26 protein-coding genes are annotated in these 26,074 nt (G+C 47.8%); 19 read left to right on the top strand and 7 right to left on the bottom strand.

Annotation, left to right across the window (positions count from 1 at the left end):
* Window positions 1-46: 46 nt before the first annotated feature.
* The 3 genes from AB8599_RS07905 to AB8599_RS07895 all read right to left on the bottom strand — a co-directional run bounded on the left by AB8599_RS07905 (window position 47) and on the right by AB8599_RS07895 (window position 3,467).
* On the bottom strand, window positions 47-940 hold the full coding sequence (locus AB8599_RS07905; protein WP_407330358.1) for a DNA-3-methyladenine glycosylase family protein: 894 nt from the start codon (window positions 938-940) through the stop codon (window positions 47-49).
* Window positions 941-1,084: 144 nt separating this feature from the next.
* The gene (locus tag AB8599_RS07900) at window positions 1,085-1,804 is read right to left on the bottom strand and encodes a response regulator (protein ID WP_407330357.1); all 720 of its coding nucleotides are present in this window, start codon (window positions 1,802-1,804) and stop codon (window positions 1,085-1,087) included.
* A 55-nt stretch (window positions 1,805-1,859) separates the two neighbouring features.
* Window positions 1,860-3,467, bottom strand: coding sequence for an ATP-binding protein (locus AB8599_RS07895; RefSeq protein WP_407330356.1), 1,608 nt, complete (start codon window positions 3,465-3,467; stop codon window positions 1,860-1,862).
* A gap of 254 nt (window positions 3,468-3,721) precedes the next feature.
* On the opposite strand from AB8599_RS07895, the gene AB8599_RS07890 reads away from it, so the two are divergent.
* The 5 genes from AB8599_RS07890 to AB8599_RS07870 all read left to right on the top strand — a co-directional run bounded on the left by AB8599_RS07890 (window position 3,722) and on the right by AB8599_RS07870 (window position 8,002).
* Window positions 3,722-4,705, top strand: a complete 984-nt coding sequence (locus tag AB8599_RS07890) for a tripartite tricarboxylate transporter substrate binding protein (RefSeq protein ID WP_407330355.1) — start codon at window positions 3,722-3,724, stop codon at window positions 4,703-4,705.
* Between the two features lie 88 nt (window positions 4,706-4,793).
* Window positions 4,794-5,270, top strand: a complete 477-nt coding sequence (locus AB8599_RS07885) for a tripartite tricarboxylate transporter TctB family protein (protein WP_407330354.1) — start codon at window positions 4,794-4,796, stop codon at window positions 5,268-5,270.
* Between the two features lie 2 nt (window positions 5,271-5,272).
* A complete protein-coding gene (locus tag AB8599_RS07880) occupies window positions 5,273-6,823 on the top strand; it encodes a tripartite tricarboxylate transporter permease (protein ID WP_407330353.1) in 1,551 nt (516 codons plus the stop codon).
* 249 nt (window positions 6,824-7,072) lie between these two features.
* The gene (locus AB8599_RS07875) at window positions 7,073-7,474 is read left to right on the top strand and encodes a hypothetical protein (protein WP_407330352.1); all 402 of its coding nucleotides are present in this window, start codon (window positions 7,073-7,075) and stop codon (window positions 7,472-7,474) included.
* A 126-nt stretch (window positions 7,475-7,600) separates the two neighbouring features.
* Window positions 7,601-8,002, top strand: coding sequence for a GFA family protein (locus tag AB8599_RS07870; protein ID WP_407330351.1), 402 nt, complete (start codon window positions 7,601-7,603; stop codon window positions 8,000-8,002).
* Between the two features lie 80 nt (window positions 8,003-8,082).
* Here the strand turns inward: AB8599_RS07870 and AB8599_RS07865 are convergent, their stop codons facing one another.
* Window positions 8,083-9,780: a mechanosensitive ion channel domain-containing protein gene (locus AB8599_RS07865; RefSeq protein WP_407330349.1), complete on the bottom strand. Its 1,698-nt coding sequence runs from the start codon at window positions 9,778-9,780 to the stop codon at window positions 8,083-8,085.
* A gap of 283 nt (window positions 9,781-10,063) precedes the next feature.
* On the opposite strand from AB8599_RS07865, the gene AB8599_RS07860 reads away from it, so the two are divergent.
* The 4 genes from AB8599_RS07860 (at window position 10,064) to AB8599_RS07845 (ending at window position 13,185) form a co-directional block, all read left to right on the top strand.
* Entirely contained in the window at window positions 10,064-10,594 is a 531-nt protein-coding gene (locus AB8599_RS07860; protein ID WP_407330348.1) for a cytochrome b, read from the top strand.
* Window positions 10,595-10,843: 249 nt separating this feature from the next.
* A complete protein-coding gene (locus tag AB8599_RS07855) occupies window positions 10,844-11,647 on the top strand; it encodes a ParA family protein (protein WP_407330347.1) in 804 nt (267 codons plus the stop codon).
* A gap of 147 nt (window positions 11,648-11,794) precedes the next feature.
* Window positions 11,795-12,454: a winged helix-turn-helix domain-containing protein gene (locus AB8599_RS07850; protein WP_407330346.1), complete on the top strand. Its 660-nt coding sequence runs from the start codon at window positions 11,795-11,797 to the stop codon at window positions 12,452-12,454.
* A gap of 2 nt (window positions 12,455-12,456) precedes the next feature.
* Window positions 12,457-13,185, top strand: a complete 729-nt coding sequence (locus tag AB8599_RS07845; protein WP_407330345.1) for a DUF3307 domain-containing protein — start codon at window positions 12,457-12,459, stop codon at window positions 13,183-13,185.
* 38 nt (window positions 13,186-13,223) lie between these two features.
* Here the strand turns inward: AB8599_RS07845 and AB8599_RS07840 are convergent, their stop codons facing one another.
* Window positions 13,224-14,459 carry a hypothetical protein gene (locus AB8599_RS07840; protein WP_407330344.1) on the bottom strand — a complete coding sequence of 412 codons (1,236 nt, stop codon included), beginning with the start codon at window positions 14,457-14,459 and terminating at the stop codon, window positions 13,224-13,226.
* Between the two features lie 88 nt (window positions 14,460-14,547).
* On the opposite strand from AB8599_RS07840, the gene AB8599_RS07835 reads away from it, so the two are divergent.
* Both AB8599_RS07835 and AB8599_RS07830 read left to right on the top strand, forming a co-directional pair.
* Window positions 14,548-15,573 carry a permease gene (locus AB8599_RS07835; protein ID WP_407330343.1) on the top strand — a complete coding sequence of 342 codons (1,026 nt, stop codon included), beginning with the start codon at window positions 14,548-14,550 and terminating at the stop codon, window positions 15,571-15,573.
* A 14-nt stretch (window positions 15,574-15,587) separates the two neighbouring features.
* Window positions 15,588-16,307 (top strand): ABC transporter permease subunit, encoded by a 720-nt coding sequence (locus AB8599_RS07830; RefSeq protein ID WP_407330342.1) that lies wholly within the window; start codon window positions 15,588-15,590, stop codon window positions 16,305-16,307.
* Here the strand turns inward: AB8599_RS07830 and AB8599_RS07825 are convergent.
* Entirely contained in the window at window positions 16,291-16,635 is a 345-nt protein-coding gene (locus tag AB8599_RS07825) for a helix-turn-helix transcriptional regulator (RefSeq protein ID WP_016958192.1), read from the bottom strand. The genes AB8599_RS07830 and AB8599_RS07825 overlap by 17 nt on opposite strands.
* A gap of 250 nt (window positions 16,636-16,885) precedes the next feature.
* On the opposite strand from AB8599_RS07825, the gene AB8599_RS07820 reads away from it, so the two are divergent.
* Genes AB8599_RS07820 through AB8599_RS07785 form a run of 8 tightly spaced genes read left to right on the top strand, consistent with a single transcriptional unit; the run spans window position 16,886 to window position 24,907 of the window.
* Entirely contained in the window at window positions 16,886-17,614 is a 729-nt protein-coding gene (locus AB8599_RS07820) for a hypothetical protein (RefSeq protein WP_407330341.1), read from the top strand.
* Between the two features lie 9 nt (window positions 17,615-17,623).
* Entirely contained in the window at window positions 17,624-18,463 is an 840-nt protein-coding gene (locus tag AB8599_RS07815) for a transporter substrate-binding domain-containing protein (RefSeq protein WP_407330340.1), read from the top strand.
* A 15-nt stretch (window positions 18,464-18,478) separates the two neighbouring features.
* Window positions 18,479-19,327, top strand: a complete 849-nt coding sequence (locus tag AB8599_RS07810) for an ATP-binding cassette domain-containing protein (RefSeq protein ID WP_407330339.1) — start codon at window positions 18,479-18,481, stop codon at window positions 19,325-19,327.
* Window positions 19,318-19,782 carry an OsmC family protein gene (locus AB8599_RS07805; RefSeq protein WP_407330338.1) on the top strand — a complete coding sequence of 155 codons (465 nt, stop codon included), beginning with the start codon at window positions 19,318-19,320 and terminating at the stop codon, window positions 19,780-19,782. The genes AB8599_RS07810 and AB8599_RS07805 overlap by 10 nt, the downstream gene beginning before the upstream one ends.
* A 12-nt stretch (window positions 19,783-19,794) precedes the next feature.
* Window positions 19,795-20,601 carry a ferritin-like domain-containing protein gene (locus AB8599_RS07800; RefSeq protein ID WP_407330337.1) on the top strand — a complete coding sequence of 269 codons (807 nt, stop codon included), beginning with the start codon at window positions 19,795-19,797 and terminating at the stop codon, window positions 20,599-20,601.
* 56 nt (window positions 20,602-20,657) lie between these two features.
* Window positions 20,658-21,758, top strand: a complete 1,101-nt coding sequence (locus tag AB8599_RS07795) for an NAD-dependent epimerase/dehydratase family protein (protein ID WP_407330336.1) — start codon at window positions 20,658-20,660, stop codon at window positions 21,756-21,758.
* Window positions 21,751-24,105, top strand: coding sequence for an efflux RND transporter permease subunit (locus AB8599_RS07790; protein ID WP_407330335.1), 2,355 nt, complete (start codon window positions 21,751-21,753; stop codon window positions 24,103-24,105). The genes AB8599_RS07795 and AB8599_RS07790 overlap by 8 nt, the downstream gene beginning before the upstream one ends.
* Window position 24,106: 1 nt before the next feature.
* Window positions 24,107-24,907: an outer membrane lipoprotein-sorting protein gene (locus AB8599_RS07785; protein ID WP_407330334.1), complete on the top strand. Its 801-nt coding sequence runs from the start codon at window positions 24,107-24,109 to the stop codon at window positions 24,905-24,907.
* Between the two features lie 138 nt (window positions 24,908-25,045).
* On the opposite strand, the gene AB8599_RS07780 is transcribed toward AB8599_RS07785, so the two are convergent.
* On the bottom strand, window positions 25,046-26,008 hold the full coding sequence (locus AB8599_RS07780; RefSeq protein ID WP_407330333.1) for a TerC/Alx family metal homeostasis membrane protein: 963 nt from the start codon (window positions 26,006-26,008) through the stop codon (window positions 25,046-25,048).
* Window positions 26,009-26,074: the final 66 nt, after the last annotated feature.

Below are 26,074 nucleotides of genomic sequence, written 5' to 3'. Positions count from 1 at the left end.
TATACGATTTACGTCCAACTTTCTCTAGGGTTACAGAGGAATACCGCTAATATCCTTGCTCGGATTGCATTGCCCAAAGGTGCGCCGCAACCAAAGCACGCCAGGGCGAAAACGCGTTAAGCCAAACCTGTGTTTCCTTTTCCGACGGTTTTTCTTCGCTGTTGAGCAAGCGTTGGAGGTTTCTCCGTACGGCCACATCACCATGTAATGAGCCATCCAGCCAGCTGAATCCCCGCAACAAGGTATAGCTGACGGTCCATGGCCCAACGCCTTTTATCGCGAGAAGATCTCGAGAGACGGTATGCGGATCGGCGGTCAACGACAAATCTAGTTCGCTGTTCACTAGCATTTGGGCAACACGCTGAATAGTGGTTGCTTTGCTGTTGGAAAATCCACAACGGCGATAGGTTTCAATTTCCGTGTTAGCAAGTGTCCTCGCATCGGGTGAACACCAAATGCCGCTGCTATGAGCTTGTCCCGTTGATTCAATGAGTCGACGACGAATAGAAACGGCCGCTTCCACGCTGATTAACTGTCCGGTAATTGCCCATGTAATGGCTTCAAAGGGTGTCGTTGTTTGCGGAATCCGTAAACCACTATGGTGTTTTAGCAAACGGGAAATCTGAGGGTGGGTTTGGTAGTGAGCTTCAAAGGTGTCGATGTCTTGGTTCAGCCCCAACATATGGGTAAGCAGCGCTGATAATGTCTCTTGAGCTAGGGAGTGTGTAGCGCTATCAGCATCTATTTGGAGAGTCCCAGTGTCTTTGTTCAAAGAGAGGCTAAGACAGCAAGGAGTTCCATCAATCAACATGCCTTTTCGGATCAGGTTACCTTCCACTTTTTCTGCAAGCTCGGTTTTATCTCGCTTGTGAAATGCAAGAAAATCACTGTGTCTAAAGTTATCTGGTAGTGACGTTGTCACGCATTGAGTGGTGGTCATGAGATTAACTCCTAGAGCAGGGTGAAAACAGCCTAAACCGGGCAATGATACAAGGCGAGATAATTCATCCTAACGCACTATAACTGAATATTTTGATCTTCATTTATACGGTATAGGTCACAGGTGATGAAAGGATTAGGCTAGTCAGGAGGGGGAGTGTGCCGCAATATAACGCCTCTCTGGCCGGCCAACACTGCCGTAATTAACCTGAGCTTCCAGTTCTAAAGTGCTCACCATATATTCAAGATAACGACGGGCAGTGGTTCGGCTTGCGCCAATCAAGGTACCGACTTCTTCGGCGTTGAGTGGTTCTGCAGAATCCGCAAACACTGCTCGGATTTTATCCAGCGTAATCACATCAATGCCTTTTGGAAGTCGCGGGGTGTTTGCGTTGGTTGAGCTGTCTGCTGTTGGCATGGATGCCATACGTTGTGGTAAAAGCGTGTCGACATCCGTTTGTGCCAATGACTCCATGGCGCGCAACTTTTCGAGGTGTGTGGCGTATTGGCCGATCACTTCTTGCAAGCGTTCGAATACTAACGGTTTGAGTATGTAGTAAAACACGCCGCCACGCAGCGCGTCTCGTAGCGTATCGACCTCTTTTGCTGCGGTTATCAAAATCACGTCTGTTGCGCTGTTGTTGGCTCGCAGTTTCCGGAGTAAATCTAGGCCTGTACCGCTTGGGAAGTGGTTATCAAGCAGCAGTAATTCAGGTTTGAAAACGTCTACAAGGTCTTCTGCGTCTTCCAATGTGTGGGCGATACCGACCAGTTCTACACCGTCTATGCGGTCTAGAAAGCGTTTTTGTATTTCTGCAATCTGAATATCGTCTTCAGCGATAACGACGCGGATGTTTTGGGCCATAGGTACAACTCATTCCTTGTTGGTCTTACTTTATTTATTCCAATGTACGTTAAGTCTAGTTGGCGTTAGCCTTTGGGATGTAAACAGTGAATCGACTGCCGACAGTATCTGCGGGTTCGAGCAAAATTGTGCCACCGAGTTTCTGCAACAGCTTTTCAACAAGGTGAAGTCCGAAGCCATGGCCTTCACCTTCCTTGCTGGTCACGCCTTTACGAAAGATGCGTTCTTGGTCATTTTCTGAAATACCCGCACCTTCGTCTTCAATTTCGAAAATTAGGTCGTTCCCTAAGTCGGTCATGGATAATCGAACATTGAATTGGTGGTTTTTCAGTGTGGCTTCAAGGGCATTGTCTATCAGATTGCCAATGATGCTCACTAACTCTTCACGCGGGATGTGATCAGGAATCTCCTTCATGCTGCTTTCTGGGTCAATTTCGAGGTGCAACCCCAGTTCTTTGGCACGATTGTATTTACCCAGCATACAACCCGCGAGGATAGGGTCGGGCACAGCGTCCACCAATAATTGAATCAAGGCTTGGTGACTTTGGGTTTCTTGCCCAATCAGCGCTAACGCTTCATCGGTTGCACCCAGTTGAATGAGCCCAGCGATGGTGTGGAGTTTGTTTGAATACTCGTGTGATTGACTGCGAAGGGTGTCGGCATATTGCTCGATTTGGCTGAGTTTCTTACTGATCGCATCCAATTCATCTTTGCGTCGAAAGCTTGAAACAACACCGGTGATCTGACCGTTTTGCAACAGGGGGAGTCGGTTCACGATGAGGTTTCTGTCTTGTAGCCATACGTCCTTGTCGATCTGAGGTTTACCTGTGCGTAATACCTCCATTAAACGACTGTCTGGTAACACATCTTCAATAGGGCGTCCGGTCAGTTTGGTGTTGGCGTCTAGCCCGAGTGTATCGACAGCGGCGCGGTTGAAGGTGGTGATATTGCCTTTGCCATTTACGGCAATAATACCTTCTCGGACCGATTCCAGTGTGGCGTTTCGCTCTTGGAAAAGCTGGCCAATTTGCTCGGGCTCCAATCCGAATATGGCTTTTTTGAAATGAGAGGCGAACCAAAGCCCAGTGAGCACACTGAGCCCAAAACTGAGAATGATCACGAGATATAAGGTGTCGCGGTAGCGGTTGATCGTGTCTTCGACCGACGAAAGCATAAAGCCGACGGAAATAATACCCACCACGTTTTCGTTGTTGCTGTCAAAGATGGGGGCTTTACCGCGCACCGAAGCACCAAGGCTGCCGGTGGCTTTTTGAATATAAGGCTTGCCGTACAACAGAGCGGGTTCGTTGTGGTCACCTTCGTCATCGTACATCGGCTTACCGACACGCTTCCAGGATGGGTGGGCAAGACGAATGCCGTTTCTGTCTCCAATCACCACAAATCGCGCATCATTGACTGACGCCAGATCAATAGATATTGGTTGTAACCATTCGCTGTCTCGGCTTTCTACTGCTTCAACCACGTCAGGCATGGTGGCGATGGTTTTTGCAACATGCAGCGCTCGCAGCCCAATCTGTTCATCAAGCGATTGACTTAAATACACCAGGGCAAAGAAGCCAATAAAGCCTGTTTGGAGGAGAGCCATCATGCCGAGAATGAGCATCATGCGGGTTTTGAGTTTTAGCGAACGTAGTGAAAGCATGGGTTGATGGCGTCCTTTCGTACAACTTTGTGGCGTGGTGTTAGCTTGGCGCGAATCACTATTATCTATCTTATTGAAATAATGATTCTTTGTGGTCTGTCACGCAAGTGAACAATATGAACAAAATGTTTTTAATAGTTTAAAAAAACATTAAATCCACAAGGTTTCCAATAGACAGCCTAGCGAATACGTTGAAGGGGTAGGACAAAAATAATTAACGCGTCCAAAGGACGGAACGACATGAGGAAATACCTATGATTTCACAAATGTTCGCTAAAAAGCGCTCTTTCATCGCAGCCCTCGCGCTGACGTCTGCACTAAGTGCAGGCATGGCTAATGCGGCGGTTGAAGAAATTCACTTCTTGATCCCTGGTGGTGCAGGTGGTGGCTGGGATGGAACAGCACGCGGTACTGGCGAAGCACTGTCAAAATCAGGTTTGGTTGAAACCGTTTCATACGAAAATATGTCAGGCGGTGGCGGCGGTAAAGCGATCGCACACCTCATTGAAGTTGACGGCCAAGCTGACAACACGCTGATGGTGAACTCGACCCCTATTGTTATCCGCTCTTTGTCGAAAGTGTTCCCTCAGTCGTTCCGTGATCTTAAGCCAATTGCTGCAACAGTGGGTGACTACGCGGCATTTGTGGTTCCCACCAACTCAAAATATCAAACCTTCCAACAGCTGATTAATGATTACAAAGAAAATCCACGTTCAGTAGCAGTTGCTGGCGGCTCGGCTCGTGGCAGCATGGACCACTTGGTCGCAGCCATGGCATTTAAAGCGGCTGGCGGTGATCCAAAGCGTGTGAAATACGTGGCTTACGATGCTGGCGGCAAAGCAATGGCTGGCATTCTGTCTGGCGAAGCTCACGTGCTTTCAACAGGCTTCAGTGAAGCGTTAGCGCTGAAAAACGCGGGTGAAGTGCGCATTCTTGCCATGACGGGCGATGAGCGTTCAGCGGCAGCAGCAGACGTCCCAACCTTGAAAGAGCTGGGTTATGACGCGACCTTCATCAACTGGCGTGGTTTCTTCGGTTCACCGGGTCTGTCTGATGAAAAAGCCGATGAGTACGCAGCGGTACTGGAAAAAATGTACAGTACGGATGAGTGGGCAGTCGTTCGTGACCGCAATGGTTGGACCGAAGTGTTCAAGCCTCGTGCAGAGTTCACTACTTTCCTAGAAGGCCAAGAGCAACAAGTTGGCGACCTGATGCGTGAGCTGGGCTTCCTTCAATAAGAAAAAATGACTGGGTCATTAATGTTGACCCAGCTTTATAAGCTTGAGACGGGTTCGCCCGTCTGTTGTTGCATCCAAGGAGTTTCTCATGGTTGTCACTAAAGACCATATCGGTGGTCTCATTTTTCTCAGTCTTTCAGTGGCCTATGGTTATTACGCTCGCCACATCCCTATGTTACCGGGCGATGAATACGAACCGTTTAACGCGCAAACACTTCCCATCGTACTGTCCTATATGGGCGGTTTGCTTGGGGTGTTAATGCTTGGTACCGCAAGGCATGATACTGCCAGTAAGCTTTCATTTGCAGGTCTTGATTTTCTGTTGGTTTCTAAATTGCTTCTGCTCATCGTTGCGTTTGCATTCGCACTTGAATGGGTAGGTTTCGCACTTTCTACCATCTTCTTTTTGGTGGTCGGTTACTGGATCTTAGGTGAACGACGACCTAAAACACTCTTCATTGCTTCCGTGCCGTTTGCCGTCGGCATTTGGTTTATTCTCGCCAAGCTGCTGGATATCTATCTCGCGCCGGGTCGCTTGTTCATGATGATCTTTGGAGGCCAATAATTATGTGGGACGGAATCACAACAGGGTTAAGCACCGCGATCATGCCTTTCAACATCATGATGGTGGTGGTGGGCTGTTTTGCCGGTACGTTCATTGGCATGTTGCCAGGTTTGGGCCCAATCTCAGCGGTGGCGCTGATGATCCCTATTACTTATAGCTTGGACCCAGCATCTGGCATCATCTTGATGGCAGGTGTCTATTACGGTGCAGTATTTGGTGGTTCAACCTCGTCGATTCTGATCAATGCGCCGGGTTGTTCAAGCACTGTTGTTACCGCGTTTGATGGCTACCCAATGGCGCAAAAACGTCAAGCAGGTAAAGCACTGGCGTTGGCAGCCTATTCTTCATTCACGGGCGGCACGATTGGTGCGATTATCCTTCTGTTCGCTGCGCCTGCGCTAGCTACTGTGTCACTGAGTTTCCAATCGGCGGATTACTTTGCGTTGATGGTGCTCGGTTTGACGGCGGTCTCAGCGTTTGCAGGGAAAGGGCAGGTATTGAAAGCGATGGCGATGACCGTATTCGGTTTGATGATTGCCACCGTGGGTACGGATGTTATCTCTGGCGCGCCTCGCTTTACATTTGGCAACCTCGATTTGGTTGATGGCGTCAGCTTCCTCTTGCTGGCCATGGCGACGTTTGCGCTTGCTGAAGTGGTGATGACGGTACTTAAAGGTCAGCACAAAGAAGAAGAACCGGACATGGACATGGCGTCTTTGGGCAGCATGAAGCTCAGCAAAGAAGAAGTGAAAGAAGTCGCGCCGACTATCGCGCGCTCTTCTATCTTCGGCTTTATTGTTGGCGTTTTGCCGGGCGCGGGGGCGACCATTGCGTCATTCCTTGCCTATGGCCTTGAACGCAATCTTGCACCGAAGCGTTTGAAAGAGCAGTTTGGTAAAGGGGCATTGCGCGGATTAGCAGCGCCGGAGTCAGCCAACAATGCGGCATCTACAGGTTCATTTGTTCCTTTGCTCACGCTGGGTATTCCGGGTTCAGGCACGACAGCGATCATGCTGGGTGCGTTGATCGCCTATGGCATACAGCCAGGGCCACGTCTTTTCATTGATAACCCAGATGTGTTTTGGTCAGTGATTATTTCGATGTATTTCGGCAACTTGGTACTGTTGATTTTGAACTTGCCGTTGATTCCGTATATCTCACGTTTGCTGGTTATTCCACGTCCTATCTTGATCCCGTTGATTTTGTTCTTCTCGATCACTGGCGTGTATCTGGTGAGCTTTAATACCTTTGATATCAATATGATGGTGTTAATTACGGTTGTCGCGATATTCCTTAGGCTGTTGGATTTCCCGATGGCACCCATGCTTCTCGGTTTCATTCTGGGCGGGATCATGGAAAACAACCTCAGTCGGTCACTTACCATTTCTGATGGTAGCCTGAGCTTCCTCTGGGAGCGTCCAATGACATTGACCATCATCAGTATTTCAATCTTTGTGCTGGTATTGCCTTTGCTTCGAGTGGTGCTTGAAAAAATGGGCGTCGGCGCGAAGGCGGCGGAAACTAAGGTTCAAGTCGATCGTAACGATGGTTAACTTCGATAGCTAAGCGATACGTTTCTCTACAATGCCATCTCTTAGATGGCATTTTTATTTGATAGATTATGTACAGTGTTTTATTGTGAGTTCGTTGCGTGACAAAGAATAAGCGGTCATTGTCTAAGCATCATGGATGTGTGACAATTTTTGACATTGCCGTGTGATTTGACCTGATTGCACTAAGCCGAAAGAACACACTCAGGGCAGCAAGGTTGCTGTTTTCGAAGCATGAAAGAGGATATCAAGATGAAGCGAATCCATTGGTTTGTCTTATCAGCACTGTTGACCCTTCCTTTGGCCGTAAATGCCGAAGAAAGTAGCTGGGATAAAGCAAAAGAATCTGCCGCAGAAGCCTGGGATTCAGCAAAAGAAGCGGGCGGAAGCGCGTGGGATGCGACCAAAGAAAAAGGCGGCGAACTGCTGGATAAAGCCGAAGAAGGCAGCAGCAGTATTTGGGATAGCACCAAAGAGAAAAGCAGCGAAATATGGAATAAAAGTAAAGAGAAGGGCGGTGAACTGCTAGAAGAAGCAGAAAAGAAAGCTGATGAAGTGCTGACCTCGCCGGATGATAAAGAACCGGATACAACACCTGCGCCAGTGAAGCCGATTGACCCTGACAATGCGCCGGATTTTAATCAGTCAGTCTAATGAGCAAGCGTTAACAATTGCGCCATAAATCAATTAATTAAAGCAGAGTTTTTGCGCTGGTTCGCTATGTGCGTTTAATTGTTAACCTCCAGATTGTTTTTAGGGATATTTCAAGGAGATTGCTTTGTGATTAAACGTGTTGGCAACACCGTGATTCAAGAAGTTCACCGCGCCACGTGTCATTGCGGTGGCGTAGAGTTGGCGCTTTCTCTTCCTAACGGCATTGATAAGCCGCGACGTTGTGATTGTTCAATTTGCCGACGCAAAGGGGCAATTGTTGCATCGGTTAAACTTGATGGCATTCGTATCGTGAAAGGTGAAGCCTTGCTCAAGCTTTATCAGTTCAACACCCAAACCGCAAAGCACTACTTCTGCTCAGAATGCGGGATTTATACGCACCACCAGCGTCGTTCTGATCCGACTGAATATGGTTTCAATGTGGGTTGCCTTGAAGGGGTTAACCCATTTGATTTGGGCGACGTAGTGACAAATGATGGTGTGAATCACCCTGCGGACAGGCCAGAGTAAATATTTATTTGATCAAAAAGGGTGCGATTAAATCGCACCCTTTTTGTTTCTGGAGCCTCGCTGCTCACTGTTGCCGAGGATTATGCGTCTTTAGCTGGGGGCTGAAGTTGTCCTGATGCCATATGAAGATGCACATCTTGTTGTGGGAACGGAATGGAAATCCCTTCTTTGTCGAACCGCATTTTTACTTCGCGCGTCACGTCCCAATACACATCCCAGTAATCATCGGTTTTCACCCAAGGGCGAACGATAAAATCAACGGAAGAACTGTTAAGGACATGCAGCTTGATTACAGGCTCTGGTGCGCGAAGGACAGAAGGATGCTGAGTGACAATGTCATGCAATACTTTTTCAACGTGAGGGATGTTGTCTGTGTAGCTAACACCGAACACCATGTCGACACGACGGACTCTTTCGTGCGTGACGTTCTTGATGACATCCCCCCAGATTTTGCTGTTCGGCACAATGATGATTTGGTTATCGAATGTCTTGATCGTGGTATTCACCAAGCTCATGTGACTCACCTTACCTTCAACGCCACCGGCCGCGACAAAATCACCCACATCAAACGGACGATAGATCAACAGCATCATACCCGCCGCGAAGTTGGATAGCGTATCTTGCAACGCGAAACCGATGATCACACCCGCAATCCCGAAACCCGTCAGTATTGGTGTGAGATTTAAACCTATTTGAGACAAGGCAATCAAGATACCTATAAACCAAACGCCTTTTCCTGACATGGAAATAAAGAAGTCCTGCATCAACTGGGAGAACTTCAAATTTTTAGACGCGACAGCGCGTTTGACGACTTTTCGAGTGACATTGGCAATCAGACGAGCAATGAACAGGATCACCAAGAACACGACAAGCTGGAAGATGATCTGGGGAGCATTTGTGACAAACCAATTCCAAAATGAGCTAGACCATGTTTTTAATATGGACATCAGCACATCAACGCTGAGCAGATCTTGGGTAACGCTACCGGTGACTTCGAAGGATAACCGTTTGTATTCAGCAGTAGGAATTCCCAATTTATCCGCAATGTTTACAATGACAGAGAGGCTGTTTGTCGAGATGTCCATTCGTCGTTGATTGATGAGTTTTGCTAGCTGGAGTGTTGCTTTTTCAGATTCCGGGGCGACTTTAAGTTGTGCATCGTCAGCTTTTAACTGTTGGCGAAGATATTTCACGTTGGCAGCTAACTGCTCAGTACGTTGTAAGATTGTCTGTTTGAAGTTGCTTTCTTGTTTGGGCGTTAGTACACCTAGCGCTTTTAACCATTCAATGTTCTGTGCTTGTTCTTCATATATGCTATCGAGATATTTCCGAGACTCTTCGTAGTCTGACAGTATTTGAAATTTCTCTTCGTTATTTGCGGCGTTGAGCGTCTCAGATAGTTCTGATGAGCGCTGCGTAAGGTATTTTATCCCTTCTCTTGCATAGTCCTGTTGCTGCTTTATTTGTTCAATTAAATGGCCTTTTTCACTAGGGTTATCTTTGACACTGGCTGCAATCAAAGTGCGTAATTGCTCATTTTTCTGAAACATTTGTTGTTGCAGGGCAAGCTTATCTTCACCACTGACCTGTTTCTGCATGGCAGTGAGAGTAGCAAGTTCTTTTTGTAGGTTACTGATCTCATCTTTCTGTGTGTCAGTAGATGTTGGACTTATCGCTGTGGGTGCGACAGCTTCGGTGTTGGCGAAAACAGGTTGTGTGAATGCAAAAAGAATCACGAACAGCGTTGCAGCAACAGAAAGGGGGACGCGTAAGTTCATTGAAACGGCTCCATCGATTCAAGGCGATTAGGTGAGAAGTATGGCATTTTGTATGGAGACTGGCATTGAATCTCCCTCTCACAATTGAACAATCAGGACGGTTGGTGGCAGGAGCGTGACCTTCGTGTCGCTTCGGAAGTTCGGTGTAGTGACTCTGGTGCATATTGGTCTTAGAAATATCCTGTTACTTTACTTAAATTTACGTTCACCTGATTGATCGGCAATCAATTCGGACGCAATATAGCCACGTTTATTACCCTTCTTAGAATAAGGAGATTCATCGATGAGTAACACGTCTTCATTATCGAAAACGACCATCGCACTGCATTGGGCAGTTGCTGTGGTGATCATTGGCATGCTTGCCGTTGGCTCTTATATGGTTGACCTGCCGAAAGGCCCTGACAAGGGTGAGCTAATCGGTATTCATAAATCAATCGGATTCATCGTGCTTATACTCGCTTCACTGCGTGTGCTTTGGCGTTTGAAAGAAGGGCAAATTACGCCGATTCCTGGTTCACCTAACTGGCAGGAAAAAGCAGCAAAAGGGGCGCATCACCTGTTGTTGCTGGCGACAATTTTAATGCCTGTTTCTGGGATCATGATGTCGGTGGGTGGCGGTCGCGGGCTAGATGTATTCGGTGTGAGTTTGATTGCTGGCGGGGAGAAAACAGAATGGATGCAGGCCGTTGGACATGAAACTCATGAAATACTGGCGTTTATCCTTATCGCTGTGATTGTGCTGCATGTGGCAGGCGCGGTTAAGCACCACCTTGTTGATAAAGACATGACGTTGAAACGCATGCTGGGTAAATAGTCACGTTACCCACGACGTTGTACTCCCATGTTGATTGCTTTGCTGCTGCGCCCGTGTCGTTTTGTCATCATCGTCACGGGTGCATCGTCATTTTTCTTTCCAAATCAAAGCGTCTAATCGAGAGCCATCTTCACTTTTTGTGTGCAATAGCCTGATAACCTTATGAAACATGATTGTTATTGCAGCCATGTTTCATAACCATGCACAGTTCGCGGTCGTGCTTTTTCAAAACCAATGGAAGGCAGTAAGATGCGACGAATTATTTTTAACCAAAAAGGTGGCGTGGGTAAATCAAGTATTACGGTCAATCTAGCAGCCCTCAGTGCTGCAAGTGGCAAGAAAACCCTGCTGATTGATTTAGATATTCAGGGAAACAGCAGTCACTATCTGGGCATTGATATTAACGGCAAAAATGACAGAAGCGTGGCCGACTTGTTTGACCAAACCGTGTCATGGTTTTCGGTTTCAACGCCTATCAAACAATTCCCTCAACCTACAGCGTATGAAAACCTCGATATTATTCCGTCTAGTCCACGCCTTGCGGCACTTGAGCCTGAGCTTGAACGTCGCTATAAAATATACAAACTGCGTGAAGCCTTAGATGAGCTAGAAAGTGAATACGATAGGATTTATATCGATACACCGCCCAACCTGAATTTCTACAGTAAAGCGGGCCTGATCGCGGCACACAACTTACTGATCCCATTTGATTGCGACACATTCTCGCATCAAGCACTGTTGACCTTGATGGATAACCTTGCAGAGCTTCGTAACGATCACAATCGTAAACTGGCGCTTGAAGGGGTCGTGGTCAATATGTTCAACGCACAGGCTAAGTTTCCGGCTTTAATCATCGAGAACGTGCGTGAACTGGGTTTGCCATTACTTGAGCCGTTTATTCCGCAATCGGTGAAAATGAAAGAATCCCATTATCATCAAAAACCGCTGGTTCATTTTGCACCTCAGCACAAGTTGTCAAAAAGTTTCGCGGAGTTATACGCCAAGCTAGAAGCGCCCATTGAAAAAACGACAATTGAAGAAACGGCCGTTTGAGTCATAACCCGTAGAAGTAGGTTATCTGGTTTACGAAGCTGATAAGCAAACGGGTATCTCAAGTGATGGATTGACGTAACCTTTGACAAAGTTACATTATAGCGTAACATTTAATTATGTTACTTAATGGTGTAACTCGAGGGTGAGATGAAAAAGCACTATGCAGGGGTGATCACGGGAGACATTGTGGGCTCGACAGACATGAGCGAGTCCACACGTCAGGCTTGTTTGGCCGCTTTAAATCACTGCTTTGAAGATTTTGGCGAGCGAGATGTGAGCGGCGAAACAGTCGGTGAAATATATCGCGGTGATGCATTCCAGCTTTACACCAATACCCCAGAACGCTTGTTTGGCATGGCGATGACCATTCGCATTGCCCTAAAAAGCATTGAGGGTTCTGCTGACGCGAGGTTGTCACTGTCTGTGGCGCAAGCAACGCAAAGAGAACTTCCGGTCAGAATGGCCAATAATTCCGACGCGTTTATATTGTCAGGCCGACGCCTGGATACCATGAAAAGCCAACGCTTGGCATTCACGGCTGATGAGACTGATTTTGCCAGCGACGTGAATTTGGTGGTCTCCCTGCTTGACGACCACATCACGCAACTGACCACTAAGATGGCAATCGCATTGTCTGTTTGGATGAAAAACCCAACAGCCCAGCACTCGGTTCTTGCACAAGATCTCGGTATAACTCGAAGCGCATTCACAAGAATCATAAACCGAGCACACTACGCGCGTATTGAAGAAATCAGCAAATGGTATGCTGACAGGCTTTTACGTTATCAGTGTGCTAGGGAGAGGTAAGCATGGTACTAACATTGCTACTGGTATTGGTTGTTGTTCACGTATGTGTTGAGTTTTATCTCTTTCCTGTCATGGCACGACGCGCGCGCCACGTTTACCTTCCCGTGCTCATTGAAAGTGTTCTTTCGCTAGTCGCCTTTTATCTGCTTCATATTCCTTTGCTCTGGTCTTTATTGGGTGCGCTGTTCATTGGGCTATCTAGTGTCGCCATTTCAGTTTGGTTCCGCGCGAGCCCAACCGGACTTCGCTATTTGGTGGTTAAACAGCTGTTACATCTTCTTATGCTGCTTATCGTTGTGTTGCTTGTCGTCGGTGCCGAAGACAGAGTCGCCGCAAAAATCGCGCTTGAAAAAACCGATTGGTGGATGCTGTTTTGCTGGGCAACGGCGTACTTATTGGCAATGAAACCGTCCTCTGCAGCGATTGCGTTGCTCTTGCAAAACTGGACCGACGAAGTCACAAGCACCGAGTCGAGTGGCACCAATAAGCCACTTAAAGATGCGGGTGCATATATTGGTTATTTTGAGCGTATTCTTATCGTGACCTTTGTTTTATGGGGGCAGTTACCAGGTGTAGCATTGGTATTAGCGGCAAAATCGGTATTTCGTTTTGGCGATTTAAAAGATCACGGAAGCCGAATGTTCACCGAATATGTCATGTTAGGAACATTCGCCAGCGCACTGTTTGGCATAGGTTGTGGGTTACTCGGCGGGTACTTAAGCAAGTTCTAGCCGCATGGCTTCGCGGAGGCATAAACCGCCACTGTTGTTCAGAAGTAATACGTTAGCGTGATTTCGCCGTAGCTGTCAGGTTCTAGCCCATAAAAAAAATCGCTGGCTGACATTGCGGATAGATCAAAAAATGTCGCTTCTAGGTCAATGTTTTGAGTGAGGCGACGGGTCAGCGTGACTTCGATAATATTGCTGCCATGATCGAGGTCGTGAAGAAGGGAAAGGCTAATTTCAGTGGAATCCACGTCGTTCAACGAGGTGTGCACCGCCAGCAATACATCATGTTGATAGAGAGAAAGCAGTTCTTCGCCCAATGTGTTGTCACTGTACTCTGCGACCCACCTTAGATCTGCACCGCTATCAAAGACACTAAACACGCTATATTCACCAGCGATGACATACTGAGTGGTTTCATCAAAGTCGCCGCGAAGAGTAGGGGCATCAGACACATTTAGCACTTCAAATTTCGTCAGCAAATTGCCCATGACCCGCTGCACTTCCATTCCGATTTGTGTTCCTACCGTATAGATGGGTGCAAATTCCCCCGCCTCCACCACAAACGCGGGCTCTCGGTTAATCCCATGGAAGCCCAATAACGCGATATCCATGTCGTCAAAAGAATACGCGTACCGTGCAGCGAATCCTGGGTAATAGGCGTGTTGACTATCGCGCCATTGAACGTTCTCGCCATCAATATCAAAACCAGCAGAAAGGCGCTCAGAATACTCTCGAAAATGTCTTTTGGGTGTATAAGGCAGATAGTAAAATGTTGCCAATCCTTCTCCGATATAGCCCGAAAATTTCACCATTGGCTGACCGAGTGGTTGGTCTGCGCTAAAGTCAGTGCCGAGATCTTTCTGATTGAGGATATTCAGGATCTGTGCCCCTTCACTTGCCCCCCAAAACACAACGTCGTATCCCGCGGTAATTTGTAATTGGTCAAAGTATTGAGTGAATCGGCTTTTGTAGGGATCAACAAATACATCGTCATTGTCGTGGTTTCGGGTTCGCAGTGCGGGCTCGAGTATAAAAGTCGTGTCTTCCGTTAAATCAAAACTAAAGCGGGGAATGACGCCAATCTCTGTTTGATTGGAAGGTAAACCATCACTGGGTTCCCAAAAGTGCCGATAGCCAAATGATAGTTCCCCTGTTGGTGGTTGCGCCCAAGCCACACCGATGATCAGCGCAAAACTAAAGATGAAACAGAACGAGATAAGGTGGTTTGCTCGCACTAATCTTTGCTTCTCAATATTGAGCGATTGAGTAAAAACCATCCTAGGCCACCTGACATATCTATAATTCCTGATATATTGAATAATAAGCCGTATGCCGTGAAAAGTGAAACCCACAGGAGAGGAAAGTATGTCCAGTATTGTCTCAGGGCTGATTAATTTTGGTTATAACCGCACCTTTCTAGAGCCGGTATGGACAGTCTTTCTGCTTGCGCTGCTTTCCATTGCGTTGATTGATCCACAGCAGTTATCGGCCTCGCTGCTGTTTATGGGCGATACCTTTGTATTGATCATTCCATTCATATTGGCTTCGTCGTTGATATATGCCTATGTAACGGCGACTCAAGCAGACAGCCTTATCGCAGATGCCCTTCAGGGGCGGCCAAGTGTGGTGATCCTCACCGCAGCAATGTTTGGAGCATTGTCGCCATTTTGTTCTTGTGGCGTGATTCCTCTTATCGCCGCAATGCTTGCGATGGGCGTGCCGCTCGCACCTGTGATGGCCTTTTGGATTGCTAGCCCAATTATCGATCCCGTCATGTACCTTCTCACTGCCGGCATTGTGAGTTGGGAGTTTGCGACGATGAAAGCGCTAGGGGCGATTGTATTGGGATTAGTGGCAGGTTGGTCTGTGTATTTTGCCCAAAAAGGAGGTTATCTCGTGAATCCTTTGAAACCTTCCGTGACGGGTGATGCAACAACCCTCAGTTATGTTGAAAAGCCAGTTTGGCGATTCTGGGAAGAAGCGCCACGCAAAGCGGTATTCATTGAAAAGACAACGAACATTATGATGTTACTGCTGAAATGGCTAGCGCTGGCCTTTTTGCTCGAAAGTTTGTTGGTGGCGTATGTGCCGACGGAATGGGTTACATCTTCATTTGGTGGGGACACGCAAACGCCAATCCTATGGGCGGCGATCATTGGCGTACCTGCTTACATCAACGGCTATGTCGCTGTGCCTCTCATTGCTGAGCTTATCAATAAAGGCATGCAGCCGGGCGCTGGCATGGCGTTCTTGATAGCAGGGGGCATAACATCCATTCCTGCCATGATTGCCGTCGTCGCCGTGGCGCGTATTCAAGTGGTGATATTTTATGTCGGCTTTGCACTTATTGGTTCGTTTGCATGGGGGCTCATCTACCAAATGTGGGTGTAGCGGGTGTCTAGTTCATGGGCTTTGATCTGGCTGCGTTTCTGGCTTCATTTGTGGTTCCCACGCTGACCACTGTCTTTTTCTTTGTTTTCTCTGCTGCACTGAGCCTATTTTTTGCAGTGATATACGTACTTTGTGGGAGAAGCCATTTTCACTTTCTTCGTGTTGTGTCAGGTGTGTTGATAGAAGTGTCTCGAGGTGTCCCAACTGTTGTGTTTGTTCTTTTGATGGGGAATTTGGGGCTTTCTCCCTATTTTTCAGTGTTGGATATGGAAGGGGTCATACCTGGCGTTTCATGGGGGTTCAGCGTCGCCGCGATATTTATTATTGTGGGTCTTGCGTTTTCGAGCTCAGGGCATTTAGCCAAAATTATCGAAGCTGCCATTTCAACCATCAAGCAAGATACCATTGAGTACATGGAGACGCTTCAACTCGGCACATGGGTGAAAATAAAATTGGTTTTCATCGAGTGTGCGCCAGCGCTTGTCCCAACAGTGTCGGCCAGACTCGTCCATCATCTACACAACACAGCGTTTATTTCCATGTTTCCCATTACCGGTATTTTTGCAGCGATGAGAACGGGCGTAGTTGAAACGGCGCTGGTGATCCCCTACTTAGTGTTCGCGACGATACTTTTTGTACTGCTTGGTTCCGGCGTACACATTATAGGGAATTTGTTCGCGAAGCGGCTACGGCGTCGGTCTGACGTTGATCCCAGCCTTAGTTTGACTGGTTAAACCCTTTTTGTAAGCTGGTGACGAGTTCGCTCACCATATCACTTTCACCGCCACAGCAATGTTCCAACAAGAAGGTGAGGAGCACGCCGATCGTTTCCATATTGACGAAATAGCGGATCATCCGTCCTTCACGCTTTCGGCGAACTAACTTGGCATTGTGAAGGATTGAAAGGTTAGTGGACATGGTATTTTGTCGAATGTTTAAACTGTCCGCTACCTCTCCAGAAGACAGGCCTTTCTCGCCAGCTTTAATCAACAATCTGAATACATCCAGTCTTGTTTCTTGAGCCAACGCGGCGAATATTTTTGCTGATTCTTCTGAATTCATAGTTATAGGCATTGCAGTAAAAAATAAACAGACTGTGAGCAGGCGTCACAAGTTACATCCACTTTCACGAAAGCTGTAAACCTTAGCGTTATCAACACATCGGACGTGTGGCTAAGTGAATACTAGCATGCTCGTGCTAAAAACACACAGTTTCACAAACCATTGAACCAACGGGGCATTCTCATGGTTCTTATAATTGATATCAATATATCGGTATATCTAGATATAATGATTGTATGGGTATCTAAACATGATGCTCAATGAAGTTCAAAAAGTGGGTGAGAGGCTTTGGCGTATGGAAGGTAGCTTTGACATAGCTCAGAAGATGTTATTTGGTCTGCCTCATGCGCAACCTGGTGGTCTTGTTCTGACATGGTGCCTATTTGTTACCACGATAAGTTTGTCGATTCCGCTTTCATATTTGGTGGTTTGTGTTTGTAACAAACGTCATCGATTCATGGTGGTATCCGGTACAGGCTTCGCCTTACTGAGAGCAATCCCTCCGCTGGTGATCATTTTCACCATCGACTTTTTTTTGCCACTTGAGACGTTTGTGAAAGGCATCTTCGCCTTGACACTTTATTCCATGTCGCACCTTGTGCCGATTTTTTCAAAGTACATTCATATGTACCCCGAAAACCTAGAGCGAGTCGAAAACGTGCTCAAACTAGGACTTCTTGCTCGGTATGCGCGTCTGAGAGCCCACTGGGTATTTAAAAAGAGTTTTCCGGCAATTCATACGCATTTTGTCTCGCTGTTCAAAGACACAAGCATTGTGATTTTGATTGGACTGCTTGAGCTGAGCGCGCTGACCAACCTGCTTGCGAGCCGTGCCTATCAATTGTCAGATTGGCTGACCATTTTTGCCATTTGTTCTGCGCTCTATTTTATCAACGTGCAGTTCTTGAATCTTATCGGAGAAAGACTGCGTCTTTCGGTTTTTCGCTCATCGTATCGAATGACTCGAAGCATCAACTAAGGAGAGTTTATGTTCCCCAGAATTGTTTTCTTTATCTGTACATTGCTAACCCTTTTATTCATGCCTGCACATGCTCAGGAAGATGGCTCTGTCATCGATAGGGTAAAAGCGCGGGGCGAGATCGCCGTTGGGATCCGTCAGGATAATCCGCCACATTCTTTCATCAACGAAAAAGGCGATTGGGTGGGGTTTGATGTTGATATTGCCAGTGCCGTGGCCGACAAGCTTGGCGTAAAAATGAAGCGCGTCCCCGTTGATGAAATTACGCGAATAACCTATCTGCAAAACGGGAAGATCGACATGGCGGCAGCATCCATGAGCCATACATGGAAACGTGATGACGCTGTGGATTTTTCGCAAACCTATTTTTGGTCAGCGCAGACGTTTTTGGTGAGGACTGATGGCGCAAAATCGCTTGAGGATTTGGTGGGAAAAAAAGTGGGTATGAATCGAGGTAGTCACTCGATTAGCAACTGGAAACATTGGCTGGAGAAAAATGGTCATCCGGTCAATGAAGAAGACATCATTGAATTTGGAAACAAGCAAATAGCCATGAATGCCGTCCTTTCAGGGAAAATTGATGGCTGGGCAGAAGATGCAGAAGTGCTTGTTAGCTATGCCAAACCTAATCCAGAACTCACTGTATTGAGCGGAGAAGCCATTGGTATGAAACAGGATGGTCTCGGTGTGATTGAGAACGACAGCAAAATGCGTGATGCCGTTAATCGTGCCCTACAGGAAATTGAATCAAGCGGAGAATACCTGACAATTTATAACCGTTGGTTTGGGCCTGACAGTGAAACACCGATGCCTTTAGAGAACCGCATTGAGGTTTGGCCGCAAGGTTAGATGAGGAGAAAAGGCATGTTTTCACGTCAATCGATACCCGTGCCAAATTTATCTCAGCCAGCGCTATGCATTGAAGAAGCGAAGGTTAGTGTGATGTCTTCAGCGACACCACGGTTTTTTGGTGACTGGTTTTCAAACTCGACAACGCAAGAAGCGGTTTCGGTGCTCAATGGCGTCAATCTGACTGTGCCGACAGGTGCGTGGTACATGTTGGTCGGCCCCAGTGGTTGCGGTAAATCGACCCTGCTGAGTGTGTTGAATAACTTAACGCCGCTCAGTGGTGGGCGGGCTCTCAAGTTTGGTGTGCCAGTCGATTGCTGGTGTAGAAAATGGGAGTGTTGCCCGGGTACCCGAACCGGAACGGTTTTTCAGACACCTGCGTTATTTGATCAGCTAACAGCGATTGAAAACGTGTGCATGGGCTTTGAATGTCGAGAGAAAAGCACGCTTCACGATAAACAACAAAAAGCGCTATCAGTGATGGAAGAGTTGGATGTTGCGCAGTTTGCAAATCGATTTCCCACAGAACTTTCTGGCGGACAGCAGCAGCGGGTATCCATTGCCCGAGCGTTGGTCGGCGATCCTGATTTGTTGTTGATGGATGAGCCGCTTTCGGCGTTAGACGATGCCAATGCACAGAAAGTGAATCAACTCCTCCTCGCGAGACAACAGTCTGGCACCACGATATTAATGGCGTCTCACCGCCTTGATGGCTGCCTAGAAGCCTGCACCGCCAGAGTTGATATGAAAGGCGGCGTTATCACGGAAATACAAGCGTGTAATCACATGCCGTCTGCAATACAGAGCGCGGATGCTGTTGCTCGCCAACCCGTCACCACAAGGAATGAAAGTGTATGGAACTGAAATCGAAAGATACCCGGTTGTTCGATGTGCAACTGACCTACCAAAAAGATTACCTGTTCAAGAATGTCGCCAGTGAGCATGGCAACGCTGCGGGCGAGCCTTACATGAGCGACGAACCGGATCCCGTTGGAACGAACAGTGGCCCTTCAACACCGGCGCTGCTCGGCAGCGCAGTTGGTCATTGTCTGTCTGCGTCGCTTTTAGAACATATGCGCTTTCATGGCGCAAAAACCGAGGAAGGATGTATCGTCACTGACGCGCAAGTTACTGTGCACAAAGGCGAAGAAGGGTATCCCCGCATCCGTGAAATCAACGTGACAATAAGGGCAAACGATGGCGGCGGTCTGAGCACTCAGAACCGGGCATCCATTGATCGGAACTTTAAGAAGCACTGCACGGTATCCGCTTCTTTATCACCGGCTTTCCCTATCAACGTCACCGTCCAGTGGACATGAAGGAGAAAAGACGTGTCAAACCTTATGAATGAAACGCAACGCCTTGAAAGTCAGGCGTACAAAGATTTGCTGGCTTATGTCATATCCAACACCATTTCCGGCGAAATTATGGCGGTTAATAACTACACCACCATGGTGCCGCTGATTGATGACGTTGATGAAAAAATCCATGTCGTTAAGCAGGCGAGGGACGAAGGGGGACATATCAATGCACTGTCAAAGCTCGGCAAGCACATTGACTTTCCAACCATGCGAACCATGGTGGAACCGCAGTGGAAAGAAATCGGTCGCTTTGTGAAAGAGCGTGCCAGTGTTGGAGATTTAACCTCTTGCATCATTGCGCAGGACATCATGGTTGAAACCTTCGCCACGGTGGCTTACACCGCGCTGCAGCGCAACACGGATAAATACACCAGCAGCTTGGCGGCGAGTATTCTCGTCGAAGAAATGGCTCACCTTCAGCATGGCGTGGATGAAATACATCGCATGCTCGATAACGATGATGAAGACGTACATCGCGCATTTGAATTGGCCCATAAGGCGGTGATGCCAGCCATGATGAGCATGGTGAATTACAACTGCTTTAGCTTGTGCGACCAACTCAGTATCAAGTGTTCCACCGTCTCGTTGGGTGTTATTGAACAAGATCTCGATCAATTGCGCATTGATGCCATTGATACCTACATGGAAAAAATCGATCGCATCGGGTTAGATCCGAATCGCGTTGCGCCGTTTCTTTCCTCGCTGGTGGATGATGACTCATCAAAATGGCAACCCAAAGACAAAGCTGATATTTCCGGAAACCGCTGTTGTCACTAAGTTGACCGCCGGGTGAAACAGACTGTTTTACCCGGCATGAACAAGGAAGAATGCCAATGCGAATTCTCGTGCTCGGTGCGAATGGATATGTAGGAAGGTTGGTGGCTGCAGCCATATTAATGGATGCTAGCCATCAAATCGTGATTGCTTCGCGAGATACAGGGACGTTTGATGAACTGAAAGGCGACATTGTAAAACTGGCGCAGGAAACGCTTGAAGCATCAGGAATGACATTGCCTTTGAGTGATGATGAATTTGATGCCTTGATCGACACGGTTTGCTTTAACGAATACCTCTTTGACACGCCAGAACTCAAAGGTGTCGATACCGTGATAAATTGCATCGGCTCCGTAGAATACTTCAATGAAGAAAACCTCACCGCAGTGAATGTTGAACTAACGCGCTGGATACTTGAGCAGTCCAAAGCGCATGGCATAGGCAGGCATGTATACATTTCGACCGCCTTTGCGCCCGCAGTCAGTGATGGCTTTATTGAAGAGCGGATTTATGGTGACGAAGGCGATGACCCCACCATGTATACCCGCACAAAACGCAAAGCTGAACACTTGGTCGCACAGTCTGGGTTAGATTACCTCATCGTCCGACCCTCAGTGGTAATAGGCGATAGTCGAACGGGAGCTTATGCAGGGAAGCGCTACGGCATCTATCAGCTTTGGGATGGCGCCAAGCGTTTGCTGCCAAAGAATATCGATTTGATGCGTCTAGCCTGTCCTGATGCGCGTATGAACTTTGTCCATCAGGACGCCTTCATCTCTGTCATGCGTTACGCCCTTTCCCAGCCGTTTGAAGGCAAGATCATTAATGCGGTTTCCGATTCATCTAAAGCACCGACCACAAAAGATTTGTGGTCACTTTTGTTTGACGAAATCGGTCATCCCAACACATTGGAATGGGCTCCAGATAATGATTCGCTAGATTATCGAGGGCTTTCACCGCGTGTTCGTGCTTTCAATGCGTTTTGTCGCACCAACTTAGAAATAGCCAGTCGGAATTGGACGTTCGATCGCTCCGCCATTAATGCCATGAAAGCAGATGGCGTGCCTTTTGCTGACGCCTTGCTACCCAGTATTCAGGTATGCCAAAAGCAATTCATGTCATTGTATAACGAGAAAAAAGGACGGGTGTTTAATGAGTGAGCTAAAAGGTAAGCCGCTGGGCATTGAAAAGCGGCTAATTGGCTTGGTTTCCTTCGTACTCTCTCACACCAAAACCACCTTGATTGTGGTGTTGGGCGCAATATTTTTGCTAGCGGGAGGCCTCGCTAAACTGGAGGTTAACAATTCCGCGCGGGTTTTCCTCGCGGTCGGTTCACCCGAAAAAGTTGCACTGGATGAGCTTGAGGCGAATTACTCCAAAGATGAAAATGTCATGTTTGTGTTGGTTCCGCCAGAGGGCGAGTCTGCGACCAGCGCAAAAACACTGACATTGATACGTGAACTGACGGATGAACTTTGGCTCGCACCTTACGCCCGTAAAGTTACATCACTGGTGAACTTTATCGACCCCATCGCCGATGCTGATGGCGGCGGCATGATTGTCGATGACCTCATTTTATCGGGCGAAGAACAAAGCCCCGAGGCACAACAAACACTGGCGCGATTTTTTGAACAACGCCCAGATGTGGTAGGAAATCTGATTGCCAAAGATGGCAATGCTGCAACGGTGTTTCTGACTGTCGCCATGTCGAGTGACGATTTACAGGCCGTGAAAACCGTGGCTCTTCATGCCCGTGAGCTTCAGGCAGCGTATCTAGAACGCTACCCTGACTACCAGATTTACCTCACCGGACTGGTCATGCTCGACTATGCCCTGAATGAAGCAAGCGATGCGGATTCTGGTTCCTTGGTTCCCGCGATGATATTGCTGGTTTTAATACTCATCGGCGCATTGTTTAGAGCGGTAGTACCTTCACTGACTGTGCTGATGGTAATCCTGCTGAGTATTCTTAGCGCTGTGGGTGCGGTGGCATGGATGGGATTTCAGTTAAACACCGCGTCGGGCGCAGCACCGTTAATTATATTGGTATTGGCGGTCGCGAATGCTGTCCACATTATTGCCAAAACCTACCAACTACGAAACGTGATGCCCAAGGTTGAACCGCACAAAGTGGTGCTTGCGGCTATGGCTTACAACGTGGTCCCACTGTCATTGACTAACCTGACGACGTTCGTTGGGTTTATGAGCCTTAACTTTTCAGATGTCGAACCGTTTGGCGAACTCGGCACCATTGCCGCGCTCGGGGTGTTAACGAGCCTCGTGGTCAACCTGACGTTGACACCTCTCGTTTTACTTGCGTGGCTACGTCGCCGCAAAAAACCGTTACCAGCACTGCCTAAGATCCATTTTGGGCAAGTCGCCAAACGTGTATGCAACAATGCCAGCTGGATTTTGTTTGTGTTTTCAACCCTAGCGGTGACCGCGCTACTGGGCTTGCAGCTCATCACGTTCAATGACAATTTTGTAAAGTACTTTGATGACAGAAACAGTTTCCGTGTTCAGACTGACTTGGTGCAGGATCATTGGGGCGGAATGGGGCTAATTGAATATTCCTTCGATGCGCCTGAAGGCAAAACAGTGGCTGATCCGGATTACTTAAAACAAGTGGCCGCGTTTGCTGATTGGCTTCGAGAACAGCCACATGTGAATGCCGTGATAGCCTTGCCAGACCATCTTGCGCGCTTGCATCAGGCGTTTAACAATACACCGTCAGCCGAGCTGCCAGACGACCCGTATCTTAGTTCTCAACTTCTAACAACCTACGAAATATCAGCACCCTATGGGCATAGCCTGAGTGATCGCGTTACGCCGGATTATGCCTCGTCTAGATTGTCGATCATGACAGACAACCTTTCATCTGCTGACACTATCGCTATTGAGCAGGCGGCAGAGGATTGGATGCAACGAAATGCGCCACTCCTCTCGGGTCAGGCGGGTACTGGCCTATCACTGGCCTTTGCGTATGTGTCAGAGCGAAACAGTGTGTCGATGCTTTTGGGTAACCTGACCACCATTATCACCATTTCGCTCTTGCTTTCTCTTGCTTGGCGATCATGGACAATGGGGCTGTTTAGCCTAGTGCCGAACTTGCTCCCAATCCTTATTGTGTTTGGCATTTGGGGTTACTTTGTGGGTGAGATTAATCTCGCTGTCTCTGTTGTTGGCGCGATGGTCATGGGGATCGTTGTGGATGATACCGTCTATATCCTTACCAAATATCAAGACTCGCGACGGCAGGGAAACTCTGTCGAACAAGCTATCGTCGATGTTTATTCAGGCGTAGGGCTGGCACTTATTGTTACCACCTTTGTCATTGCATTGGGTTTTGCGGTGATGGCAACGTCTAGCTTTGCCATTAATGCCAATCTCGGCTTGTTAGCATTGGGTGTGGTGATCACCGCGCTGCTATACGATTTTCTGTTTGTTCCCGCACTGCTGATCACAGCAGACCGTATGTTACGACAACACACTGTTCAGGAGGTTTAATATGCGAAGGTTTACCCCCTTGATGCTTTCGGTGACGCTGCTCCTAATGTCTCCCAATCTATTGGCCAATGATGCCGAGAAGGGAAGGGAAATAGCGGAGAAGATGGATCAGTCCTATAGCGGTTATGGCACCTCAAGTGCTGATGGCGAAATGATCTTATATCTCGGTAATCGCGAGGTTAAACGGTCGTTTCGTAGCCTAACGCTTGAAGATCTGGGTAACACGCCCAGCGAATATAATGTCCTGGTGTTTGAGTCACCTGGCGACATGCGAGGCATTGCATTGCTGACCCACGCCAGAACTGAGCCTGACGATGATCATCAGTGGCTCTATTTGCCCGCCGCGTCGCGTACCAAACGTATTTCCAGTTCGAATGTCTCTGGCAAGTTTGTTTCTTCGGAATTTTCCTATGAGGATCTCGCCAAACAAGAATTGGATGAATATACCTACAAATGGCTGAGAACAGAGCCATGCCCAGATAGCACACTGAGCTGCGAAGTCATCGAAAGCTATCCAATGAATGAAAACTCCGGATACAGCAAGCGAGTGATCTGGGTGGACACGGAACACAACCGAGCTCAAAAAGTCATCTTCCATAATCGCCGTGGTGTCCATGAAAAAACGTTACTGCTCTCAGACTATGTTTTACCTGATAATGGCCGTTGGCGACCGTTGCAGTTGGATATGACGAATGAACTTAACGGACGCAGAACGGTAATGATTTGGTCGAATTATCAATTTGGCGAACCATTGAATAAGAACGATTTTAGAAGCCAACGTTTGCAGGCCTTGTCGAGATAAGTGAAAGAGGGGCGTTTCAGACTTGGCAAAAAGGAAAGAAAACGGGCTCAGTATTGAGCCCGCATTTTTTTAATCGTATTTTATTTCTTTTAACAGACGTTGCCGAGAGAACATCAAGGCAACGTGGGTTAAGAATGGTTAGAGAGCGACTTTCTCGAGCTGACGTTGCTTCCAAATTGACGCACCGATACCGATTGTCAACGACGCCAAAATCACACCCAGTGACACAGGCGTCGCGATAGCAAATGGCGTTTCAATCAACAGCATCTTTGTACCGATAAAGCACAGCATAAACGCCAACGTATGGTGTAGATACGCGAACTTGTTCAGCATGCCGCCAAGCACGAAATAGAGCGAGCGCAAGCCAAGCAAAGCAAACACGTTAGCCGCTAGCACCAAGTACGGCTCTTGCGTTACCGCAAAGATAGCCGGAATGGAATCAAGCGCGAACATCACGTCTGTCATCGCAATCACCATAACAACCACCAGCATTGGCGTTGCCAAAATGCCGAGTGCATCGCGAGTAAACAGCTTGTTGCCGTCATAATCAGGGCTTACACGTAAGAAGCGCTTCACCAGTCTTACCGCAAAGCTGTCAGAAAAAGACTCGTTCTCTTCGCCATGCTGACGCCACATTTGTACGCCCGTCCAGATCAAGAAGAAACCGAACAGGTACAGCACAACGTGGAATTGTGCGATAAGCGGCGCACCCAATGAAATCATAATGCCACGCAGTACCAACGCCCCCACAATACCAAGCATCAAGATGCGAGGGACGTGATTTTCTGGCACTTTGAATTGCGCAAAGATCAGGGCAAAGACAAACAAGTTATCGACGCTGAGAGATTTCTCCAGCAGATAGCCCGTGATAAACGACGTCGCGGCTTCACCATTAGTCAGTTCACTGGTTGGCGCCATATGCGGCCAAAATAGATAAATAGCTCCAGCGAAAGCAAACGCAAGAGAGAACCAGAATACGCTCCACATTGCTGCGCTGCGAAAGCTGATTTTTCCACGTGTGATCAATAAGTCGATGCCAAGCATCAACACGGTAAGAACTAACAGACCTTCGTAACCTGAGAAAAGTCCACTGAGTAACATGACACCTCCGATGCGCGGAGGGAATAGGGGATGGGAGCACCTAACCAACCGCGCAGTTATAAGCAA

It is taken from the genome of Enterovibrio litoreus, assembly GCF_045679545.1.
GTDB lineage: Bacteria > Pseudomonadota > Gammaproteobacteria > Enterobacterales > Vibrionaceae > Enterovibrio.
Note: the sequence above shows the minus strand (reverse complement) of the source record. Positions and strands in the feature narration are given on the sequence as shown.

What these genes read in the sequence shown, in the direction of transcription:
- AB8599_RS07905 (WP_407330358.1), bottom strand. Translation starts at nt 940, where the DNA reads ATGACCACCACTCAATGCGTGACAACGTCACTACCAGATAACTTTAGA.
- AB8599_RS07900 (WP_407330357.1), bottom strand. Translation starts at nt 1,804, where the DNA reads ATGGCCCAAAACATCCGCGTCGTTATCGCTGAAGACGATATTCAGATT.
- AB8599_RS07895 (WP_407330356.1), bottom strand. Translation starts at nt 3,467, where the DNA reads ATGCTTTCACTACGTTCGCTAAAACTCAAAACCCGCATGATGCTCATT.
- AB8599_RS07890 (WP_407330355.1), top strand. Translation starts at nt 3,722, where the DNA reads ATGATTTCACAAATGTTCGCTAAAAAGCGCTCTTTCATCGCAGCCCTC.
- AB8599_RS07885 (WP_407330354.1), top strand. Translation starts at nt 4,794, where the DNA reads ATGGTTGTCACTAAAGACCATATCGGTGGTCTCATTTTTCTCAGTCTT.
- AB8599_RS07880 (WP_407330353.1), top strand. Translation starts at nt 5,273, where the DNA reads ATGTGGGACGGAATCACAACAGGGTTAAGCACCGCGATCATGCCTTTC.
- AB8599_RS07875 (WP_407330352.1), top strand. Translation starts at nt 7,073, where the DNA reads ATGAAGCGAATCCATTGGTTTGTCTTATCAGCACTGTTGACCCTTCCT.
- AB8599_RS07865 (WP_407330349.1), bottom strand. Translation starts at nt 9,780, where the DNA reads ATGAACTTACGCGTCCCCCTTTCTGTTGCTGCAACGCTGTTCGTGATT.
- AB8599_RS07860 (WP_407330348.1), top strand. Translation starts at nt 10,064, where the DNA reads ATGAGTAACACGTCTTCATTATCGAAAACGACCATCGCACTGCATTGG.
- AB8599_RS07855 (WP_407330347.1), top strand. Translation starts at nt 10,844, where the DNA reads ATGCGACGAATTATTTTTAACCAAAAAGGTGGCGTGGGTAAATCAAGT.
- AB8599_RS07850 (WP_407330346.1), top strand. Translation starts at nt 11,795, where the DNA reads ATGAAAAAGCACTATGCAGGGGTGATCACGGGAGACATTGTGGGCTCG.
- AB8599_RS07845 (WP_407330345.1), top strand. Translation starts at nt 12,457, where the DNA reads ATGGTACTAACATTGCTACTGGTATTGGTTGTTGTTCACGTATGTGTT.
- AB8599_RS07840 (WP_407330344.1), bottom strand. Translation starts at nt 14,459, where the DNA reads ATGGTTTTTACTCAATCGCTCAATATTGAGAAGCAAAGATTAGTGCGA.
- AB8599_RS07835 (WP_407330343.1), top strand. Translation starts at nt 14,548, where the DNA reads ATGTCCAGTATTGTCTCAGGGCTGATTAATTTTGGTTATAACCGCACC.
- AB8599_RS07830 (WP_407330342.1), top strand. Translation starts at nt 15,588, where the DNA reads ATGGGCTTTGATCTGGCTGCGTTTCTGGCTTCATTTGTGGTTCCCACG.
- AB8599_RS07825 (WP_016958192.1), bottom strand. Translation starts at nt 16,635, where the DNA reads ATGAATTCAGAAGAATCAGCAAAAATATTCGCCGCGTTGGCTCAAGAA.
- AB8599_RS07820 (WP_407330341.1), top strand. Translation starts at nt 16,886, where the DNA reads ATGATGCTCAATGAAGTTCAAAAAGTGGGTGAGAGGCTTTGGCGTATG.
- AB8599_RS07815 (WP_407330340.1), top strand. Translation starts at nt 17,624, where the DNA reads ATGTTCCCCAGAATTGTTTTCTTTATCTGTACATTGCTAACCCTTTTA.
- AB8599_RS07810 (WP_407330339.1), top strand. Translation starts at nt 18,479, where the DNA reads ATGTTTTCACGTCAATCGATACCCGTGCCAAATTTATCTCAGCCAGCG.
- AB8599_RS07805 (WP_407330338.1), top strand. Translation starts at nt 19,318, where the DNA reads ATGGAACTGAAATCGAAAGATACCCGGTTGTTCGATGTGCAACTGACC.
- AB8599_RS07795 (WP_407330336.1), top strand. Translation starts at nt 20,658, where the DNA reads ATGCGAATTCTCGTGCTCGGTGCGAATGGATATGTAGGAAGGTTGGTG.
- AB8599_RS07790 (WP_407330335.1), top strand. Translation starts at nt 21,751, where the DNA reads ATGAGTGAGCTAAAAGGTAAGCCGCTGGGCATTGAAAAGCGGCTAATT.
- AB8599_RS07785 (WP_407330334.1), top strand. Translation starts at nt 24,107, where the DNA reads ATGCGAAGGTTTACCCCCTTGATGCTTTCGGTGACGCTGCTCCTAATG.
- AB8599_RS07780 (WP_407330333.1), bottom strand. Translation starts at nt 26,008, where the DNA reads ATGTTACTCAGTGGACTTTTCTCAGGTTACGAAGGTCTGTTAGTTCTT.